The sequence below is a fragment of the Labilithrix luteola genome (genome assembly GCF_001263205.1).
In the GTDB taxonomy this organism is placed as follows: domain Bacteria; phylum Myxococcota_A; class Polyangia; order Polyangiales; family Polyangiaceae; genus Labilithrix; species Labilithrix luteola.
On the sequence record NZ_CP012333.1, the window covers coordinates 7,850,058 to 7,869,144 of the forward strand.

Here is a 19,087-nt window from a genome sequence, read left to right on the forward strand (position 1 = left end):
GTGCATCGCGCGCATGGCGGTTCGCTGGCCCTCAGCGGCTGATGACGATCTCGTCACCGCCCTGCGCGCGTTTCCCGCGATGCCTCCGGGGCTCGACGCTGAGCGCTTGTTCGCTCGCGCCGAGCTTCATGGCTTGGCGGACTGCATGCTCGACGCGTGGGGAGCGGCCGGGCTGACGCTCGAACCGCGGCTCGCGCAAGAACTCGGGGCAAGAAGCGTTGCTCGGCAGCTCGATCACGACGCGCATCTGCGGATGTTGCACCGAATCGACGAGGCGCTTGCCGCGCGCCGCATTCGTGCGCTGGTTCTGAAGGGCCCGCTTTTTGCGGAGCGTTTCTATCCTCGACCGTCGGCGAGGGCGACCAGTGACATCGATCTCTTGGTCGAGGAAGGCAGCGTCCCGGCTGCGGCCGAAGCGTTGGAGGGGTTGGGTTATGCGACGGCGACCGGACCGGAGGAAGAGCGCTTCAGACGCGAGCATCACCACCTCCATCTTTCGCACCCGCACGCGCTACCCCTCGAGCTGCATTTCCATGCCTACCGCGGATTCGGGCACACCCTTCGAAGTGAACCGCTGATCGAGCGCTCGAGGATGGTCTCGGGCCACGAGTTCATGACGTTGCGAGTGGCGGACCCCGCCGACGAGCTGGTTTATCTCGCCGTTCACGCATCCGCGCATCGGTTCGTCAGGCTTGCGTGGCTCCTCGACGTTCGGCTGCTGCTCGAACGAATGACGTCAGACGAGCGTGAGCTGGCGCGTGCCCGTGCCGACGCGTGGGGATATCGCCGCGCCCTGTCGCTTTGTGCGCTTCTCGTGCGCGAGGTCCTCGGTGTGTCAGCCGACTCGCTAGGCCCAATCGAGCCTATTCGCGGGCTTCGCGAGTCACTCCTGCGCGCCATCGTCGGTGAGCCAGGAAATCCTGTGCTGCGCTCGGCGACGCGCTTCGTCTACACGTCTGCGTTGTGCGACTCGTGGAATGCCTCCGCTCGCTACGCGGTGCACGCGTCGCGAGGCCACGCCAAGCGCCTTCTCGGTTTCGAGGTCTAAGTGGCGCCTCTCGTCACCGTCGGGTTGCCGTTCTTCGATGAAGAGCGCCACCTCGCGTCCGCGATCCGCTCAGTCCTTCGTCAGACATTTTCGGACTTCGAGTTGATTCTCCTCGACGACGGCTCGCGCGATCGGTCGCGCGAGATCGCCGAAAGCTTCGACGACCCTCGCATCGTGTTGGTGACGGACTCTGTGCGTCGACACCTACCGGCTCGTCTGAACGAGATCGTCCGTCGTGCGCGCGGCAAGTACGTCGCTCGTATGGACGCCGATGACGTTATGCATCCAACGCGGCTCGCCAAGGAGGTCGCCGTGATGGCCAGCGGACAGTTCGACGCTGTCGGCACGTGGGCGGTGCTCGTGGACGACGACGAGACGCCGTTTTCGACGGCCGAGGCCGCACGGCTGCCGGCATCTCCACGCACAGCGCTCGAGCGTGGAATCATGGCTCATGCCACGATGCTTGCTCGTCGCGAGTGGCTTGCCGAGAACGTCTACGACGAAACGCTGACGCGCGCCGAAGACCGGGACCTGTGGTGTCGAACCGCGGCAACAGGCCGTTTCTTCGTCATCGAGGAACCGTTGTATGTCGTTCGCGTGTCGACGCGAGGTGGACGGTTCCTCGAGAGCTATCTCGAGTCTCAGCGTCAGAATCGAGCCATCATCCGTCGGTATGGTTCGGCATGCGCGGGTAGTCGTCGTGCGTCGACGATGTGGCTCGCGTCGCTCGGGAAGTCGCTTGTCATGCGGGGGGCGGCTTCCGCAGGCCTCGCGTCACGTCTCGTACAGCGCCGCGGCCGAGTGCCGAGTGCGCGTGAACGTGCGATGGCACTCGAGGCTCTATCCGTAGCGAGCGATCACCGCGCGTAGCGTTCCACGGCATCACGAAGCTCTTCGATGATGACGTCGCGGCGCGGTGAAGAGGGAGCTTCGTCCGCCGTCATGCGGTCGGCGATCTCCTGGACGGCTTGAGTCCCGTCCAACGATTCGAGGAAGCGCGCGAGGCGCGACCCTCGTTCGGACAGTGACGGCTTGAACTGCATCGACTGGCGTAGAAGATCGGCCGGGCTGGTCGGAGTGCCGAGGAAGGTGGACTGGCGAAAGCGAGCTTTGTCCGCTCCTGACGGTCCCGACAGCGTCGTGTCCCAGGCCCATCGATCGCCCCTTGCGTCGGCCCGGAGCGTAACGTGGGCAGTGTCACCATGTTCGACGACGACCGGCGAGAGGAAGGGCATGAAGTAGCGCCCGTACGCGAGCTGCCAGCCCGGCGCTGACGCATAGGCGATGTCGTCGAAAACCGTCGCCTCGAACCACACCGACAGACCGTGTGCAGTGCCTCGTCTCGTCATCGTGAGGTCGACCGTCCCTTCGAGGGACGCGCCGTCGTACGTTGCGTAGTCGAGCGTGGCCCACGGGGATGTTGTCGAGAGGACGGAACTCGCGATGAGCGGCGCGCTGTAATCCGAATGGATCGAGTTCAGGATGGACTGGCGAGCGCCATCGGCACGAAAGCCGAGCTTTTCGAAGCTCTCCCAACACTTCGACAGCCCGTTCCACAGATCCGAAGATTCGACGAGGCCAACGAATAGGCGATCGCGCGTGGGGATCAGCGTGCCACCCGGTTTCAGCCAGCGCGCGCGCGCGTCGCGGATCGCGTTGACGTGATCACTGCATAGAGGTGTGACGCCACGCATGTCCGATACGATGACGTCCACCTGCTCGGGTGGCTCGATCTCGAGCGAGCTCCCGTGGTGAATGACGATCTTGTCTCCGACGCCATTGGCGCGAGCAAGCTCCGGCACGAGCCACAGAGCCGGATTGAGGTCGACGGCGTGGACCCGCGCGGCACCCGCGCGGACGGCGAGCAGTGAAAAGATGCCCGTGCCCGCTCCAAGATCGAGCACCACGCTGCCCGGCTTGACGGCCCGAGCGATCGCGCGTGCGTACGCGTCCATTCGCACCGAGTCGCTCGCCATACGGCCGTAGTCCAGCACCGAGTACATGCTTCGGAGGTAGCACATCTCGGCGCGCCGTAGGCGCCGACGGTGGTGGATGATAGAACGCTGATGGACGTGTACCGAAAGCTGTTCGGCCGCCTTTCATCGACGACGCGCACACAGATCGGTGTGGCCGCGGTGGTCGGCGTCGCGGCCCGGCTCGCCGTCGTCGGCGCGGCCCTCCGCGTCACGCAGGGCGATGCGTTGGGGGCGGGCATCGTGGGGGTCGTCGGTGCGATGGCGTTTGCGCTCCAGCGAGCGTTGCTCGCCGCGGCGCGGGTTGGTTCCGAGGTCGATCTGTACTCGGCCGTCTCGAGGTCACTGCTCGAAGGCGACGTCCTTCGTGTGCCGTCGGACGACCTCCAGCGCGTCGTCTTCGATACGAACCATCATGCGCGCGGTGCGCTCGCGCAGGCAGTGCCGAGTCTCGCGTCCGATGTCGTGGCTTCGCTGGTGCTCGTGCCCGTCATTGCCGCCGCGGTTCCGGGACGAGTACTCCTTTTGGCTTCGGGCGCATTCGTTGTGGTCCTGGCAACGCTCGCCGCTCTTCGTGGTGTCACGGGCCGTCTCCAGGAGCGCGTCGTCCAGGCCTTCGAAGAGGTCTCCGATGCCCTGCTCGTCGTGACCGAGGCCCGGCAAGAGGTCGTTGCTCGCGGAGGAGATGCTGCATTCTCCGCGACGGTCGACGCTGCGCTGGCGCGCTATGCGAGTCTGGCCAAGCGGACCGTGTTTGCCACGGCGCTCCTTGGTCGGGCGCCGTTCGCAGTGGGAGCCGCCGCGGTCGTTTTCGGCGTTCTCCTCGACCCGGCATCGAAGCAAGTTCTCGCGTCGACGTTGCTCGCCAACGCACTCTTGCTCGCCGCTTGTGCACCACCGCTCCTCGGCGTCGTTTTCGGCGTTCACGAGCTCGTTCGCGCGCGTCCCCTCGTGAGACCGCTGGCGACCATTCTGAACGGCGCATCACGTCCCGAGCTCGCGCGTGCGGGGCAGATTCGGCCGACACTCCCCGCGGCGTTCGACGTTCGAGCGCTCGGCTTCGCGTACGACGACGGCCTGGACCCCGTGTTGCGCGAGGTGTCGCTGAGGTGGTCTGCGGGAACGCCGCTCGTTCTCACGGGACCCAACGGCTCCGGGAAGAGCACGCTCCTGCGGCTCTTGACCGAGCTTCGCCCGCCCTCGAACGGCGCGGTGATCGCGGGTGACGTCGACCTCCTGGGCGCCGATCTGCAGGCCCTGCGCAGAGAGGTTGCGTACCTTCCACAGCGGTCGTACTTGGGCGAAGGCCATCGCTCCGTGCGCGATGCCATGCGGCTCGTTCGCGACGACGCGACCGACGATGCGATGACGACGGCGCTCGAGCGAACGAAGGTGCTCGAGGCGCTGCGCACGCACGGGATGGAGCCGCTCGACGTCCGGGTCGGTGAGCTGTCGACGGGGCAGAGGCAGCGTGTGGCGCTGGCGCGGGTGCTGCTCGCCGATGCGAAGCTCGTTCTGCTCGACGAGCCCGATGCGAATCTCGATGCGCGCGGGATCAAGCTCGTGGCGGAGTTGATTCGTGAGCTGACCGCGCAGGGGAAGATGGTGGCGGTCGCGGCGCATACGCCGGAGCTCGCGGAGATGCCGGCCACGCGCGTTGTGCTCGGCTAGCGGCGCTCGACGTTCGGGCAGCTCGGGGTGACCGGCGCGCCGGATCTCGGGAGAATCGTGACACGTTCGGGCGCGCCATAGGCGGCGATGAGCGCGAAGTGCTCGTAGGCGCACGGTGTGACGACGACGTGCTCGACGCGATCGGCGGCGAGAGCCCGACCGGCGGCGACTTGGGCGTCGCGGTTTTCGGCGTCGGGGGTTGCCGGGATGTCTTCGCCGAACAGTGGGCGGAGGTTCATGAGCCAGCCGACGACGAGGAGCGCCATGAGCGCGTAGACGGCCGGCCGTGCGCGAGTGGCGAGGGCAGGGAGCGTGCTGCCGAGCGCATCGACGGCGAACATCGCGAGGATGAACACGATGCCGAGCAATGCGCGTTCGGCGTGGTGCGCAGGAGCACCGTCACGCGCGTTGCCGTAGGCGAGGAAGGCGAGCTGGGCCGCCGCGCAAAGAAGCGGAACCGACCACGCGCGCCGGATTTCGGGACGTCGCAAGAGAGGAAGCGCGCACGCGGCGGCGGCGAGGACGTCGGGGCGCATCGCCACGAGCAAGCGAGGGTAGAGGAGGAGCGCGCCGAGCGTGTCGGTCGAGCCTTCCCCGATCGCGCGCTTGAAGTTCGACACGCGGTGGAAGAAGTGCACCGCGCTTCCGTGCGCGTGAGCGTTCCACGCCATCCAGCCGAGCGGACCGAGCACGACGAGCGCGATGATCACGAAGGAGGCACTCGTCGGCGGTATCCCTTCGCGGATGGCCTTCACTGCACGCCACGCGAGGCAAAGCGCGAGCACGGCGGCGACGGGCCACGGCTCGTAGCGCGACAGGCATGCCGCGAAGAGCGCGAGCGCGAACCAAGCGGACGAGCCACGCAGCGCTCCTGAGCCTGCGAGACCAATCGCGGCCGCAGCGGTGAACGAAGCGGTGAACGATTCGGGAACGGTCGAGGCTCCGAGCCACAAGCTCCACGGCGACAACATGGCGAACGTGACGGCGACTGCCGCGCGAAGCGGAGGGGCTCCCGCTGCGCGTCGTAGCGCGAAGTACGGTGCAGCCGCGGCGAGGGCGCTGAAGGCCACGCTGGCGGCGCGGGCGGTCGTCAGAGAGCGACCAAGGGCGGCGAGCGCAGCGCCGAGAACCCAGAACGGGAAGGGCAGCCAGCTCGTTCCGCTCGGGTCGAGCTTCGGAGCGTGGACGAACGACTGCGCGATGGTGACGCGGGCAAAGTCGTCATCCGAGACGTGGTCGAACTTGCCGGCGAGCACGAGCGCGCAAGCGGCCGCATAGACCAGCACCAACGCGGAAGCGCCGACGACGTCCGCTTTTTCAGGACGACCGACGGCGCTTCGAGGGATCACGTCAGGCTCGCGCTTACGCGAGTGTCGCGAGCGACGGTCAGGGCTTGGGCGCTTCTTCGCCAGACGGCGCAGGCGCGACCGGAGCACCCGGCGGAGGAGCGGAGGGGGCTGCGCTCGAAGCCGGCGGAGCGGGTTCCTTCTCGCGAACCGTGCCGCGCTCCTTCTTCTTGGCCTCTTCCTGCTGAATCCTCGAGCGGAGGCCGCTGTCCTGCGCCGAGGCGCGGTGCGCGAGCGTGACGCTCGTGAGCATAAAGACGCCGGCGCAGATCGCGGTGGCCTTCGTGAGGATGTTGCCCGCGCCGCTTCCGCCGAACACCTGCGCCGACGCACCGCCGAACGCCGAGCCCATGCCACCGCCTTTGCCCTGCTGGAGAAGCACGACGAACATCAGCACGAGGCAGACGAAGACGTGGATGATGGTGACGAAGATGTCGAAGAAGTGGCTCATGAACGGGCGGCCTGAAGAGCTAGCGAGCGGGTACGAGAGAGAACCGTGAGACGCGTGAGACGCGACATGCGAACGAGATGATTCGAATGCAACAGCTAAGGGCGACCTTTATTTCGCTGCGGCCCTGGCGATAGCACTGAACGAGCCCGCGTCCAAGCTGGCTCCGCCCACAAGGGCGCCATCGACGTTCGGGCAGGCCAAAAGAGCCGCCGCATTGTCGGGTTTCACCGAGCCGCCATAGAGAATGCGGGTGCGGGCGGCGAGGCCCTCGTCGCGGGTGGAGAGCCAGGTGCGGATGGCCGCATGGACCTCTTCCGCTTCGGCCGGCCCGGCAACCTTGCCGGTGCCGATGGCCCAGACGGGCTCGTAGGCGATCGCCACGGCCGCCTTGCTCTGGGCGAGGATGTCGAGGAAGGCGTCGACCTGCTGCTTCACGATGAGCAGCGTCTCGTTCGCCTGGCGCTGGGCGAGGCTCTCACCCACGCAGACGATGGGGAGCAGGCCCGCCTGAAGCGTGGCGGCGACCTTCTCGGCGACGAACGTGTTGCGCTCGCCGAAGTGCTCGCGGCGCTCGCTGTGGCCGACGATGACCCAGCTGCAGCCGCATTCCTTGAGCATCGGAGGGCTGATTTCGCCCGTAAAAGCGCCTTCGTCCTTGGGGTAGACGTTCTGGGCGGCCAGGCCGACCGGCGAGCCTTCGAGCACCGACGCAACGGCGGCGAGGGCCGTAAACGGCGGAGCGACGACGATGTCCACTCCGGGGAGGCCGCCGGCGAACGTCGCGCATTCCTGCGCGAGCTCGACGCCCTTACGGCCGCCATGGAACATCTTCCAATTGCCTGCGATCAGAGGACGTCGGGACGGATTCATGAGGCGGGCAGCCTAGCCCAATGCCGTCCCGATTCCTACGACGCAGCTCTATCGACGGAGGATCTCGATGCCGGGGAGCTTCTTGCCCTCGATGAGCTCGAGCGAAGCGCCACCACCGGTCGAGATATGGCTGAACTTCTCGGCCACGCCGTCGCCAGCGTCCTTCACGGCCGCGGCGCTGTCGCCACCGCCGATGACCGTGAACGCCTTCGAGTCGGCGAGCGCGCGAGCGACGCCGAAGGTGCCGTTCGAGAACGGCTTCTTCTCGAAGAGACCCATGGGGCCGTTCCAGAAGACGCTCTTCGCCTTGTCGAAGTGCTTCTGGAACTCGGCGAGCGAGCGCGGGCCGATGTCGAGCGCCATGTGGTGATCGGGGATCGAACCCACGTCCACGACCTTGCCTTCGCGCGACTCGATGCTCTGCGCGACGACGACGTCGACGGGAAGGGCGACCGTGACCTTCTTGTCCTTCGCCTTCTCGAGGATCGTGCGGGCGAGGGCCAGCTTGTCCTCCTCGATCTTCGAGGACTTCATGTTGATGCCCTGCGCGGCGAGGAACGTGTTGGCCATCGCGCCGCCGATGACGAGCACGTCGATCTTCTCGAGGAGCGACTCGAGGACGGCGATCTTGTCCGAGACCTTGGCGCCCCCGAGGACGGCGACGAACGGGCGATCGGGGTTCGTGATGATCTTGCCGAGCGCCGCGATTTCCTTCTCGAGAAGGAAGCCGCAGCCGCGCTCACGCACGATCTTCGGAAGCGCGTGGACCGATGCGTGGGCGCGGTGAACGGCGCCGAACGCGTCGTCGACGTACACGTCGCAGAGCTGCGCGAGCTGCGAGGCGAACGTCTCGTCGTCCTTCTCCTCTTCGGCGTGGAAGCGGAGGTTCTCGAGCAGGCAGATCTGACCGGCGCGGAGGTCGTAGACGACCTTCTTCGCGGCGTCGCCGATGCAGTCGTCGGGCAGGTGAACTTCGACGCCGAGGAGCTCGGCGAGGCGCGCACCGACCGGCTCGAGGGAGAGCTTGGGGTCGGGGCCCTTCTTCGGGCGACCCAGGTGGCTCGCCAGGATGACCCGCGCCCCACGCTCCATCGCGTGCTTGATGGTGGGAAGCGCCTCACGGATGCGCGCGTCGTCCGCGATGACTTGCTTGCCGTTCTCCTCCTCGAGGGGAACGTTGAAGTCGACGCGGATGAAGACGCGCTTGTTCTCGATCGGAAGGTCTTTGATCGTCGTGATGCGATCCAGCGTGGTCATGGCGCGGGGCTCCTGTACGAAACGGCCGGTACGAGAGAATCAGAGTTTGGAGGCGACGAGCTGAGCGAGCTCGACCATGCGGTTCGAGAAGCCCCACTCGTTGTCGTACCAGCTCATGATCTTGGCGAAGTTGTCGCCCATGACCTGCGTGACCGTGGCGTCGAAGACCGACGAGCGCGGATCGCCGATGTAGTCGCTCGAGACGAGCTGCTCCTCGGTGTACCCGAGGATGTTCTTCATCGGGCCCTCGCTGGCCGCCTTCATGGCCGCGTGGATCGTGTCCTTCGTGATCGGCTTCTCGGTCTCGAAGGTGAGGTCGACGACGCTGACGTCCATCGTCGGAACGCGGATCGACTGGCCATCGAACTTGCCCTTGAGCGCGGGAATGACCTCGGAGAGGGCCTTCGCGGCGCCCGTCGACGACGGGATCATGTTCTGGGCGGCGGCGCGCGCACGGCGGAGGTCGCCCTTGCGGTGCGGGATGTCGAGGACGGCCTGGTCGTTCGTGTACGAGTGGACCGTCGTCATGAGGGCGCGTTTGACGCCGAAGCTGTCGTGGAGAACCTTCGCGATGGGCGCGAGGCAGTTCGTGGTGCACGAGCCGCAGGAGATGACCGAGTGCTTGCTCGCGTCGTACTGCTCCTGGTTCACGCCAAGCACGAGCGTGATGTCGTGGTTCTTGGCCGGCGCCGAGATGATGACCTTCTTCGCACCCGCGTCGAGGTGGGCCTTCGCCTTGTCCTTGTCGGTGAAGAGGCCGGTGCACTCGAGGACGATGTCGACGCCGAGATCCTTCCACGGGAGCTTTCCGGGCTCTTTTTCCGCGACGATCTTGATCGGCTTACCCGCAATCGTGAGGACGCCTTCGCCCGCCTCGGCGCGCGGGTTCGCGCGTCCGTGGACGGTGTCGTAGTTGTAGAGGTGGGCGAGCGTCTTCGCGTCCGTGAGATCGTTGATGGCGACGACCTCGAGGTCCTTCACGTTGCGTTCGTGCAGTGCGCGAACGATGCAGCGACCGATACGACCGAAGCCGTTGATGGCGATCTTCCTGGACATGATGACTCCTTGGGGACCTTTTACGCGCGCAACCTAGTCGCGTAGGAACCCCCTGCAAGAGCGCTGCTTCTCCGCGCTGCGGCATTTCCGCGGGGAAATCCCACAGTTCGTGTGATTGCCCTGTCGGTTGCGCGTCCACCGAGGACGGGCCGGCATCACGCGACCCTTTCAGAGTGCGTGCGGTCGTTCGCGCAGGTGCTCCGAGGGGCTGCTTTCAGGCCTCATCGTCCGCGACAGGATGTACGCACTGGGCGGAGAAGGTCTTTCCTATTTGCTTGCTCGCGCTTTGTGAATGCGAAGCGCGTTTCGTAGCGTCTCGAGGGCGGAGGTCGTGCCCTTCGAGTTTCGTAGGACGCGATCCGCATCGTTCGGCGTCTGCGCCGTCACCCGACGACGAAGCGTCGAGAACCCAAAACCCGAACAACGAGCCGCGGGAGCAGTGCGCCCGCGGGAGGGAAGACGTGCGCCCTGCGCTCGAGAGGCGAGTGGCGCGTCGACCACCAACCCCGGAGTAACGGATGACGAAGTACCGAGTTTTTGGCGCTACGAGCGCTCTCCTTGCCGTGACCGTTCAAGCCCTGCTCGCTTCGGCGTGCAACGACAAGAGCGGTTCCGTTCTCTCGAACGAGAGCGCCCAGACGACGAGCCCGACCGAGCCGGAAGGCGAAGGCCCGTCGACGTCGCCCGGCACCACGCCGTCGACGGAAGATCCGTCCACCGATCCCGATGCATCGACCCCCGAGGGCGATGCGGGCGACACGACCGACGCTGCGCCAGAGCCCGATGCAGAGACACCTTCGCCCGAGCCTCCGGCGCCCGAGCCTCCGGCGCCCGAAACGCCGACGTCGGTGATCCCGTCCGGCCCGATGCCCTTCCGCGGCGTCAACCTCGCCGGCGGTGAGTTCGGTTCGGCCATCCCGGGCAAGGATGGTGTGGACTACAAGTTCCCGAACAACGGCGAGATCGATTACTTCGTCGGCAAAGGGATGAACACCTTCCGCTTCGGCTTCCTCTGGGAACGCCTGCAGCCGACGGCGAACGGTGAATTCGTCGATGCGTACATCAAGCAGATCGACGGCCTCGTGGCGCACGCCACCGAGAAGAAGGCCTTCTCGATTCTCAACCCGCACAACTTCGCGCGCTACTACGGCAATACCGTCGGCAGCTCGAGCGTTCCGAACTCGGCATTTGCCGATCTCTGGCGACGGCTCGCGACGCGGTTCAAGGACAACCCGTACGTCATGTTCAACCTCGTCAACGAGCCCCACGACATGTCGACCGACGTGTGGGTCTCCGCGGCGAACGCGGCCATTGCGGCCATCCGCGGTACCGGCGCGAAGAACACCATCATCGCGCCCGGCAATGCCTGGACGGGCGCGCACAGCTGGACCCAGAACTGGTACGGCACGGCGAACTCGGTCGCGATGCTCAACATCACCGACCCCGCCAACAACACGCTCATCGAGGTTCACCAGTATCTCGACTCGGCATCGAGCGGCGGTGGCGCCTGCGTCAGCGGGACCATCGGCAGCGAGCGCATGAAGGCCTTCGTCGCCTGGCTCCGCGCGAACAACAAGAAGGGCTTCTTGGGTGAGTTCGCCGGCATCAACAGTTCGACGTGTCAGTCCGCCGTGACCGACATGATGAACTACATGATGCAGAACACGGACGTTCTCCAGGGCTGGCTCTGGTGGGCGGCCGGCCCAGGCTGGGGTGAGTACTCGCTCACGATCGAGCCGAAGAACGGCCAGGATCGTCCTCAGATGTCCTGGATCTCTCCGTTCCTCGCGCGCTGATCCGCTCTTCACCTCCGCGGCGGCTCACGGACGACCGTCTTTCGGTCGTTCGTGATCGTCAGGCGCGACCGCGGCTTCGGCCTTCCGTGATGCCGCCCGCGACGAGGTGAGCGAGGCGAAGCGGCTCGGGAACGTTCCCGTGCAATGTCGTGTCGGCCACGAGCCGCCGCGCTTCATCGAGCGATAGGCCCGCGCGCTGGATCCACAGCCGCGGGCTCGTCGTCGTGATACCGGTCGGGCCCTTCTTCGCTTCGCGTTTCACCGCGCGTCGCGACGGGCCTAGCTGCTCCATCACGCCGGCCTCTTCGATGAGCTTCCACTTGCGCGCTGCACCCGGCACACGCGGGCGATCGAGCGGCTCGTCGCTGAACAGGGCACGGCGTACGGCGGGCATGTCCGGCAGCTTGCGCGTGACGACGAGCACCGGGATGCGCAGAGCGTCGCTGAGGCCATGGATGTCGACGACGTTGAAGCCGCCCACGGCAATGCCCTGCAGCATCACGGCTTGGAGGTGCGAGCCGAACTGACTCTTCCGAACGAGATCGATCATCACGCGCGTGGCGTTGGCTCCGTCGCGCCGGATGCGCCCGCTCACGAGCCCGTCCATCCGTGTGCCCGAGCACACGACGCCGACGAGCAAGACGTCGCCGCGATGCGTTCGTTCGAAGGGGCCGTCGTCGAAGCCGATGACGTTCACGATGGACGTTTCTACGCGAAGGACGGCGTGACGTCAGCTCCGCCTGCGTCGTCACTTAACTTCACGTCTACCTGCGCCGTTGGTTCGAGCATGGGCCCCGGCGCTCTCCAGATCGTCATGGTCGACCGCCTCATCGACGCACTCGAACGAGCCAAGGTCTCGTCGCGCTCGGGCGACTTCGCCGCGCTCGGAGACGCGCTTGCGGAAGCGCTCGGGGCGCTCGGCGGACTGTACGGAACCCTCGATGCGTCAGGCCGCCATCCCGAGGCCTCCCATGAGCTGAGCATCGTCTACGACATGTGCCTGCGCCACGTCGCGATGGTTCATCGCGGGCGACCGGAGATGCTCGACCTCTCGCTGGGGTGTTGCGACCGATACGCGCGGCGTTCGTCGCCAACGCTCGCGATGAATCGCCGGAGTTGGAGCTCGAAGCCGACGACGCTCTCACGCCGAAGAAGACGACGATAGCGGCGTGACGTCGATCGAGCGGTGAGCGAGCACCGTCTCGAGCTTGCCGACGAGGGGGTCGAGCGCGTCGGGCGAAAGCAGCCGACCTCGCGTGGCCGCCGTAAGGACGAAGCGAGCCCCTTCGACGCCGAAGATTCGATAGGCGACGGTGCGATTGCTCTCGTCGTGGAGGACGAGGCCGAGCGGCTTGGGCTCTCCGTTCAGGTTCGCGCGATCGGCGAGCATGAGTACGAGGGATGCGGTCCCGACGAGTCGATCGACACCGTCAGGCGCGAGGTCTACGTTCGTGCTGGCAGCCACGGGAAGGCCGGCATCGTCGCTGAGGGTGACCGCCGAAAACGCCCCTGCGTCGGCAATCTCGTCGATCAGTCGCGGGAGAGCGCGCAGTCCTCCGGTGGCCTTCACGTTCGCCAGATCGCTCGTGAGCTTCTCGCGGACGAGCACGGGCGACAGCACGCTTTGGAACTCACGTGCTGCGGCGAGCTCGGCTTCGAGCGTGGTATTGCGCTGGTTGCAGGCGGTGAGAGCGTCTTCGGCAGTCGCTCGTGCCCTGCGCTCGGAACGCGCCGCCACGAACCAGCCCGACGTGAAGAAGAGTGCTGCCGCCATGACGGCGAGGGCGATGATGGCTGCAATCATGGAGACCTCGCGCACGTGACGTCGCTGACCTGGAGATCGACGCGTCGCTGCCGGCCATCGGTCTCCGGCGCGCCGTCGAGAGGCCGATAGGAGCCGAACGCTCGCACCTGCATCTTGTCCTTGGCCACCCCGTGTCGCGCAAGGATGGCGGCGACCGCCGTCGCGCGTTCGTGGCTCACCCAGAGATTCACGTCGACGGGGCCGCGCGTATCGGCATGTCCTTCGACGGTCACCTCGGCGTTCGGGTGTTCTCCGAGCCACTCGGCCAGCTCGACGATGTGCCCTTGTGACTCGGGGTCGATGGTCGTCGAGGAGAGCGCGAAATTCACTTCCCGCCGGAGGCACGGCGGAATCACGCGATCGGTCCCCGACGGCATGGGCAAGGGAAGCGATGCGTTCGCGAGCGTGGGCGGAGGTGCCAGAGGGACCTCGGCGATTGCGTCGCGAGGTCCGAGCGCGATGACCGAGCACATGACGGCGCCGGCCGCGGCCATTGTCCCGAGGGCGGCGAACACCGGGCCGAGCGTGACGTGCGGAGAAGCGAGGCTCACGACCCGTATCCCATCTGCTCGAGGCGCTCGATGTTCGCACGAACGCGTCGGTCGCCGGGACGGACGGCTTCGGCCGCGCGGAAGGCAGCAAGTGCCTCGGCGAAGCGCTTGCCGAGAAGCGCATCGACGCCGGCTTCGTAGTGGTCGTCGAACGTTTCGATCTTCGGAGCGACCGGCCGAGGCTGCACCGCGGGCTTCTTGTTCGGTAGAGGCGGCGGAATCCGTGAGGGCCTTGCTCGAACGGTGGACGAGGCCTTCGGACGCATCGATCCGAGCCGCTCCCATTCCCGATCGACGTCGGCGGGGGGAGGCGGCGACGACGACAGCTTTGCGACGAGCATCGCGCTCGACTCGTCGTGAAGACGTGCAGCGTCGAGAAGTGCGGCTTCGCACGAACCCCCGAGCGTGCGCGGGTGCACGAGCAATCGCTCGTCGAGCGGATGGCAGTGGACGGTCGCGTCGCTGAGGAAGACGAGGCGGCGGAAGGCTTCGAAGCCGATGCCGCGCTCGTCTTCCGCGGACCAGAGCATGCCGTGATGGATGACGATGGTCCCGCGCCCGGCGAGCAGACCATGGATTTCGAGAACCGCGGAGCGCGCCGACATGCCGGCGAGCTGCACGTAATCGGCGACGCCGAACGGCGAGGGATCTTCCGCATCGCCTCCCGTGTCCACGGCCCTGATCGGTACGACGTTGGCTTGCATGGGCTTCCCCGGAGGTACGTCGGTCACTTTTTCGGGATGCGGATGATGTTCTCGATCAATCCACGCTTCATCCCCGTGAACGTCGTGAGTCGATCGAGCCGGTCTTCCGCGTACGAGAGGTTGATGGTCAGCATGTCGAGGTCGCACGCTTTGACGAAGCTCGCGGTGTGCGCACCCGCGGTGGGCGTACCGGCGAGCTCCGCGGTGATGGCGTCGATGCCTGCGCTGCGAATGAAGCTCATGACGCCTTCGACCCAGTGGGGGTCGAGACCCACACGCACGTGCGCGAGGCCGATGCGCCAGCGCGAGGCGAGGTAGGCTTCGTCGTACGTGCCGCCGACGAGCGAGTTGAGCCACGCAAGATGCGTCTTTTGGAGCGCCCCCACGCGCCCTTCGACGAGCCTCGCAGTGTCCGTCGTCTGCCCGAGGCGTTCGTAGAAGCGTGCCGTAATCGTCGGGCCGTGTTTGGCGATCACCGGCTTGAGCTCGACGAGGTTCCTAACGTCGCTGTCCGTGAAGTCCAGGAACACCTTCAGCCGTTCGAAGAGCGCAAGCGGCGGCTCGTTCATCAGAGAACCTTCCGGATGTCGTCGGCGGCTCGACGCATGTCGAGAAAGAGCAGTCCGAGCTTCGCTTGCTTGCTCGCGAGAGCCAGGAGCAGCGTGCCCGAGCCGGAGGCGAGCATGACGGCGTAGCCGTGCTCTCCGCGCACGAGGACTTCCTGCACCGTTCCTCGTTCGAGCTCGCTGGCGGCTCGCGCGCCGAGACTGGAGAGGGTGGCGGTCATGCCGGCAACACGTGTGTCGTCCACGTGTTGGGGCAGGGCGCTGGCGATCATCAGACCATCTTCGGAAATGAGTGCACTGGCTTCGACGTCGGGCGAACCCGTTTGAAGGCCGCGCAAGATGCGATTCAGATTGTCGACACGAGACATCGTCGTTCCTCGCTGCGTCTCCCCCGTTTCGTTTGGTCACGCTCTGCATTGCAGCGGCCGTGCCTTTCCAGAGAGAGCGGGGAAATCGAGAACTACTGCGTGCAGCCCATGCACGCTTTGCGCGCCAGAGCAGGGCTTGCGTGGTCGAGCTTGATCGCCGCGCGCGAGTCGAAGTTGCTGCACTGGCTGCGCATCGGGTGAGAGGTCGTCGTCGGATGTGTCACGGGCGATCGCCTCGTGTGGTCGGCAGCATGTCCATGAGGGAGGGAGCGATCTCCGACCCGAGCGTCACTCGATGCGCAGCGACGCGCGACGTCGTCGTGCAACGCGATCACTTCGCGAGTTGCGATCCGTTCGTGTCCGACGACGCGTCGCTGACCCGTTCGTGCGCGGGTGCACGGTATGCGCGTTGCTTTTGAAGCTGTCACGTCCACACCAAAACGGAGGTGCCGGCGTGGAGTCCTTGGTGAATTCGTCGAGAGGGATCACGAACGCCGCGCTCTTTCGAGCGCGCGACCCCGCACGTGAGCGAGGCGTGCGGAAACGATCGGAATCCCGTTAGGAAGCTGTCGACGTGCGATCGCTGACGTGATCCGAATACTCACGCCGCTTCGCCGGCGTGAGCTCGGGTGACGTGCGCTCGCATCTGTCTGCGACGTCGCGGCAGACAGGTGCGCATTCGAGTTCGTGTTGGGCCTTGCGGTCGAAGCCGCAGAAGGTCGGAGGAGACTCATGTCCAAAAAACTGATGGTTGGGGTGGCTGGAACTCTCGCTTCTTCGTTGTTCGCGATGTTCATCGTCGCGGGATGTTCGTCGAGTGGCTCTGAGCAAGGAGCCGAAGACCCCGATGGCGGAGGAAGCTCGAATACGCCCGAGACCGGGGCGCCCGATCGGAGGTCACCGAACGACGCAGACTCGGCACCGTCACCCGACGGGGGAACGGTTGGCAATCTATGTTCGACCGACTCGGATTGCGCCGCCGCCAGCAGCGTCGGTGACAGCATCTGTTCGAAGGGCGCAGCGCAAGGAGACGACTTGTTCGGTACGCCCGTCTGTATTCAGGCGTCGTGCACGATCGGAAGCGGCAATACGATCAACGACATTACGTGTGCCAACCAGCAAGGGCTCTGCGTGCCCACAGGCTCGGGCGCGAGCGGTGTTTGCTTTCCCTTCTGTGCCTACAGTTCGACGAAGATCGAATCGCCATGTGCGGGCGGGAACAAATGTGCCGGGGCCTACCTCGCGAACGGTCAAGATGGAACGACGGCAATTGGCTTTTGTGCTCCGTCGTGTACGGGGGATACGGATTGCAAAGGAACTGCGGGGCAGCAGTGCCAAATCGAAACCGGCAATTGCGTCGCCGCCGCGAACCACGTCGTCTTTACGAAGAAGGTCGGCGAGGGATGCGATTCGACGGCCACGACGCAGGCTTGCGTTTGCGAGGCCGGGTCGGATGCAACGAAAGGGCTCTGCGGATCGACGTGCGTGACGGGAACGGCGGGCAATGCCGCGTGCGCGACCGCCGGCGGCGGCGCCAACTGGAAGTGCACGGCAAAGCTGAAGACGAGCTACACGAACAACGGTCAGACGGTGACGGGGTATACGGCTCAACCGGACGACATCGTCGGTACATGCGCGCTCGCATGTCCGAACGGTGACGCGGATTGCGCGGCACTCGCGACGGCGGCCGGTACGACGGTCTCGTGCCTCGACTTCGTCGACGGCAAGTACTGCTCGTTCCCCTAGAAATGACGGACGGCGAATACGCAGTGGCCGCTTCGCCTGTCATCATGACAAGCGAAGTGGCTGCTCGTCTTCGATTCGACGTCGATCAGCGCTTCACGTTGGCGTAGACACCGTGCGGAGCGGCGGTCCAACGGAGGTTCGACTCGAGCGAGCCTCCGTTCACCGATGACCAACGCACGTCTCGGCCGGCGTTCGCGACCGGCAGCACCTGAACCTGCCGCAACGTCTTCGTCTCGAGATCGTAGAGGGCGCGGCCGATGAAGTTCTTCGTCTGCGCCCCGAGCGACGGATGAAGGAAGTTGCCGAGGCTCTCGAACACCACGCCCGTGCCGCCTCTGAACGAGGCATTCTTGCGAACGACGCGGACCGGCTTCCACACGTGAGGTCCGCTGCCGAAGACCACGTCGCCGCCGTACGACTTCACGAACTCGACCCCCGCGCGGACGAGCTCGTCCTGGTCGGCCGCAGCCATGCTGTGGAGGGCGAGGATGCGCACGTCCGCATCGGCGTCACGGAGGCTCTCGAAGAGGGCGCGGCGGTCGCCGCTGCACGTGGCTCGCGGACATTTCGGGCGGCCCATGTAGAGGCTGCCGAACGCAACGCGCACGTTGCGGCCCTTGATGTTGAACGTGCGGACACGCGCCTTGTCGAGATCGTCGGCGTCGGCGCTCGACGAAACGCCTGCCCAGAGGAAGCCCACGTCGCCGAGCTTCTCGATGCTGCGCGCGGTCATGTCGGGGCTCGCGTCTTCGCCGCGCAGGGCGGTGTCGGTCGAGGCGTAGCAGTCGCGCGTGTGGTTGTTCGATAGCCCGATCAGATTGAACCCGCGCTCTTCGAGCTGTCCGAGATTCTCCGGGCGCGACACGAACGCGTAGGACTTGCCAGGCGTGTACACCGAACTGAATTGACTGCAGCCGTTGCCTACGACGGTCTCCCAGTTGATGTACGAGAGATCGCCGCGATAGGCGGTGCGCGTTCGATCGAACCGATCGAGGGCTGCTCCGTACTGCGCATCGAGCGGTACTTGCTCGTGGGTGTTCGACCACGCCGCATCGCCGACGCCTCGGATGTCGAGCAGGCCCTTGAGGCTCGCATCGGACGCGTCCAGAGATGCTGGCGCGAGCGCGGAAGCCGGTGCGGTCTCGTCCGGCTCGGTGATGGCCACCACCGCGTTCTCGCTGCCTGAGGTCTCACCGAGGTCTTCGTCGGTGGACTCGGACGACGAACAGCCGGCGAACAGCGTCATCGTCGCGAGAAGAAGAGCGACCGAAGAAAGGGCACGAGCGCGGTCGGACATTGGTGCCTGTTATGACACCATCGCTCCAGGAATCCAGTCTCGACAGACGCACAGACGAAGTCGTCACCCGACGCGCCAATCGACCGCAGGTAGGAGGCGTCGATAGGGACAGCTACCCTTCTGCCATTCAGGTTTGTTTGCCCTCATCCCCTAAGGGAGAAGGGAGACGACGCTTCGTCGGTTTGCTTGTTCCCCTCCACCCAGAGGGGCCGTTTCGCCGACGAGCCCCTAAGGGGCACGCCAGCGCGCCGACCAATTGATCCGCGCGTCCGAGTCGGTCGCGGGAAGCTGCGGAGGGAGCGGGGCGTTGGTCGGAAGGCGATAGCGGGCGGCGCTACAAGATCGCGTGAGGCGAGGCGATGGAGTGCGCGGCGTCCTCGACGCCACGAAGCTCCGACGGCTTCTCTCGACCGCGCAGTACGACACCGGCTCCTCTTCTCCCTTCTCCCTTCTCCCTTAGGGAGAAGGGCTGGCGATGAGGGCAACAAACCCGAGACGGACATCTGCTCGGGCCAGCTCGGTCCACAAAAAGCGAAGAGGCCGGCGAACCGGCCTCTTTGCGGATCATGTCACTGAGCTAGAG

20 protein-coding genes are annotated in these 19,087 nt (G+C 65.9%); 6 read left to right on the forward strand and 14 right to left on the reverse strand.

The window, feature by feature from the left end:
• Positions 1–13: 13 nt before the first annotated feature.
• Both AKJ09_RS34080 and AKJ09_RS34085 read left to right on the forward strand, forming a co-directional pair.
• Complete coding sequence (locus AKJ09_RS34080) at positions 14–1,048, forward strand: nucleotidyltransferase family protein (RefSeq protein ID WP_146652028.1); 1,035 nt, start codon at positions 14–16, stop codon at positions 1,046–1,048.
• On the forward strand, positions 1,049–1,918 hold the full coding sequence (locus tag AKJ09_RS34085) for a glycosyltransferase family 2 protein (RefSeq protein WP_146652029.1): 870 nt from the start codon (positions 1,049–1,051) through the stop codon (positions 1,916–1,918).
• Here AKJ09_RS34085 and AKJ09_RS34090 read toward each other — a convergent pair.
• Positions 1,906–3,051, reverse strand: a complete 1,146-nt coding sequence (locus tag AKJ09_RS34090; protein WP_169928095.1) for a methyltransferase domain-containing protein — start codon at positions 3,049–3,051, stop codon at positions 1,906–1,908. The two genes, AKJ09_RS34085 and AKJ09_RS34090, sit on opposite strands and share 13 nt — an antisense overlap.
• A 42-nt stretch (positions 3,052–3,093) precedes the next feature.
• On the opposite strand from AKJ09_RS34090, the gene AKJ09_RS34095 reads away from it, so the two are divergent.
• Positions 3,094–4,692, forward strand: a complete 1,599-nt coding sequence (locus AKJ09_RS34095) for an ATP-binding cassette domain-containing protein (RefSeq protein ID WP_146652031.1) — start codon at positions 3,094–3,096, stop codon at positions 4,690–4,692.
• Here AKJ09_RS34095 and AKJ09_RS34100 read toward each other — a convergent pair.
• The 5 genes from AKJ09_RS34100 to gap form a co-directional block, all read right to left on the reverse strand.
• Complete coding sequence (locus tag AKJ09_RS34100) at positions 4,689–6,041, reverse strand: hypothetical protein (protein ID WP_146652032.1); 1,353 nt, start codon at positions 6,039–6,041, stop codon at positions 4,689–4,691. The two genes, AKJ09_RS34095 and AKJ09_RS34100, sit on opposite strands and share 4 nt — an antisense overlap.
• Before the next feature lie 37 nt (positions 6,042–6,078).
• Entirely contained in the window at positions 6,079–6,489 is a 411-nt protein-coding gene (secG, locus tag AKJ09_RS34105; RefSeq protein ID WP_146652033.1) for a preprotein translocase subunit SecG, read from the reverse strand.
• 108 nt (positions 6,490–6,597) lie between these two features.
• Positions 6,598–7,359, reverse strand: a complete 762-nt coding sequence (gene tpiA, locus AKJ09_RS34110; protein WP_146652034.1) for a triose-phosphate isomerase — start codon at positions 7,357–7,359, stop codon at positions 6,598–6,600.
• A gap of 48 nt (positions 7,360–7,407) precedes the next feature.
• Positions 7,408–8,616, reverse strand: coding sequence for a phosphoglycerate kinase (locus AKJ09_RS34115; RefSeq protein WP_146652035.1), 1,209 nt, complete (start codon positions 8,614–8,616; stop codon positions 7,408–7,410).
• Positions 8,617–8,655: 39 nt separating this feature from the next.
• The gene (gene gap / locus AKJ09_RS34120; RefSeq protein ID WP_146652036.1) at positions 8,656–9,672 is read right to left on the reverse strand and encodes a type I glyceraldehyde-3-phosphate dehydrogenase; all 1,017 of its coding nucleotides are present in this window, start codon (positions 9,670–9,672) and stop codon (positions 8,656–8,658) included.
• 518 nt (positions 9,673–10,190) lie between these two features.
• Between gap and AKJ09_RS34130 the strand changes: the two genes are divergently transcribed.
• The gene (locus tag AKJ09_RS34130; protein ID WP_205633883.1) at positions 10,191–11,468 is read left to right on the forward strand and encodes a glycoside hydrolase family 5 protein; all 1,278 of its coding nucleotides are present in this window, start codon (positions 10,191–10,193) and stop codon (positions 11,466–11,468) included.
• A 58-nt stretch (positions 11,469–11,526) separates the two neighbouring features.
• On the opposite strand, the gene AKJ09_RS34135 is transcribed toward AKJ09_RS34130, so the two are convergent.
• Positions 11,527–12,165: an endonuclease dU gene (locus tag AKJ09_RS34135; RefSeq protein WP_146652037.1), complete on the reverse strand. Its 639-nt coding sequence runs from the start codon at positions 12,163–12,165 to the stop codon at positions 11,527–11,529.
• Positions 12,166–12,255: 90 nt separating this feature from the next.
• Here AKJ09_RS34135 and AKJ09_RS34140 point away from each other — a divergent pair, with 90 nt between their 5' ends.
• Entirely contained in the window at positions 12,256–12,633 is a 378-nt protein-coding gene (locus tag AKJ09_RS34140; RefSeq protein ID WP_169928096.1) for a flagellar protein FliS, read from the forward strand.
• On the opposite strand, the gene AKJ09_RS34145 is transcribed toward AKJ09_RS34140, so the two are convergent.
• From AKJ09_RS34145 to AKJ09_RS55695, 6 genes are all read right to left on the reverse strand, one after another.
• Positions 12,610–13,272, reverse strand: coding sequence for a hypothetical protein (locus tag AKJ09_RS34145; protein WP_146652039.1), 663 nt, complete (start codon positions 13,270–13,272; stop codon positions 12,610–12,612). The genes AKJ09_RS34140 and AKJ09_RS34145 overlap by 24 nt on opposite strands.
• Positions 13,269–13,823: an OmpA family protein gene (locus AKJ09_RS34150; protein WP_169928097.1), complete on the reverse strand. Its 555-nt coding sequence runs from the start codon at positions 13,821–13,823 to the stop codon at positions 13,269–13,271. The genes AKJ09_RS34145 and AKJ09_RS34150 overlap by 4 nt, the downstream gene beginning before the upstream one ends.
• The gene (locus AKJ09_RS53490; RefSeq protein WP_169928098.1) at positions 13,820–14,527 is read right to left on the reverse strand and encodes a DUF4388 domain-containing protein; all 708 of its coding nucleotides are present in this window, start codon (positions 14,525–14,527) and stop codon (positions 13,820–13,822) included. The genes AKJ09_RS34150 and AKJ09_RS53490 overlap by 4 nt, the downstream gene beginning before the upstream one ends.
• 23 nt (positions 14,528–14,550) lie before the next feature.
• Positions 14,551–15,096 (reverse strand): protoglobin domain-containing protein, encoded by a 546-nt coding sequence (locus tag AKJ09_RS34155; RefSeq protein ID WP_146652041.1) that lies wholly within the window; start codon positions 15,094–15,096, stop codon positions 14,551–14,553.
• Complete coding sequence (locus AKJ09_RS34160; RefSeq protein ID WP_146652042.1) at positions 15,096–15,461, reverse strand: roadblock/LC7 domain-containing protein; 366 nt, start codon at positions 15,459–15,461, stop codon at positions 15,096–15,098. The genes AKJ09_RS34155 and AKJ09_RS34160 overlap by 1 nt, the downstream gene beginning before the upstream one ends.
• A gap of 92 nt (positions 15,462–15,553) precedes the next feature.
• On the reverse strand, positions 15,554–15,685 hold the full coding sequence (locus AKJ09_RS55695; protein WP_275936664.1) for a hypothetical protein: 132 nt from the start codon (positions 15,683–15,685) through the stop codon (positions 15,554–15,556).
• A gap of 508 nt (positions 15,686–16,193) precedes the next feature.
• On the opposite strand from AKJ09_RS55695, the gene AKJ09_RS34165 reads away from it, so the two are divergent.
• Complete coding sequence (locus AKJ09_RS34165) at positions 16,194–17,207, forward strand: hypothetical protein (protein WP_146652043.1); 1,014 nt, start codon at positions 16,194–16,196, stop codon at positions 17,205–17,207.
• Positions 17,208–17,292: 85 nt separating this feature from the next.
• Here the strand turns inward: AKJ09_RS34165 and AKJ09_RS34170 are convergent, their stop codons facing one another.
• Positions 17,293–18,504: a CapA family protein gene (locus AKJ09_RS34170; RefSeq protein ID WP_146652044.1), complete on the reverse strand. Its 1,212-nt coding sequence runs from the start codon at positions 18,502–18,504 to the stop codon at positions 17,293–17,295.
• Between the last annotated feature and the right edge of the window lie 583 nt (positions 18,505–19,087).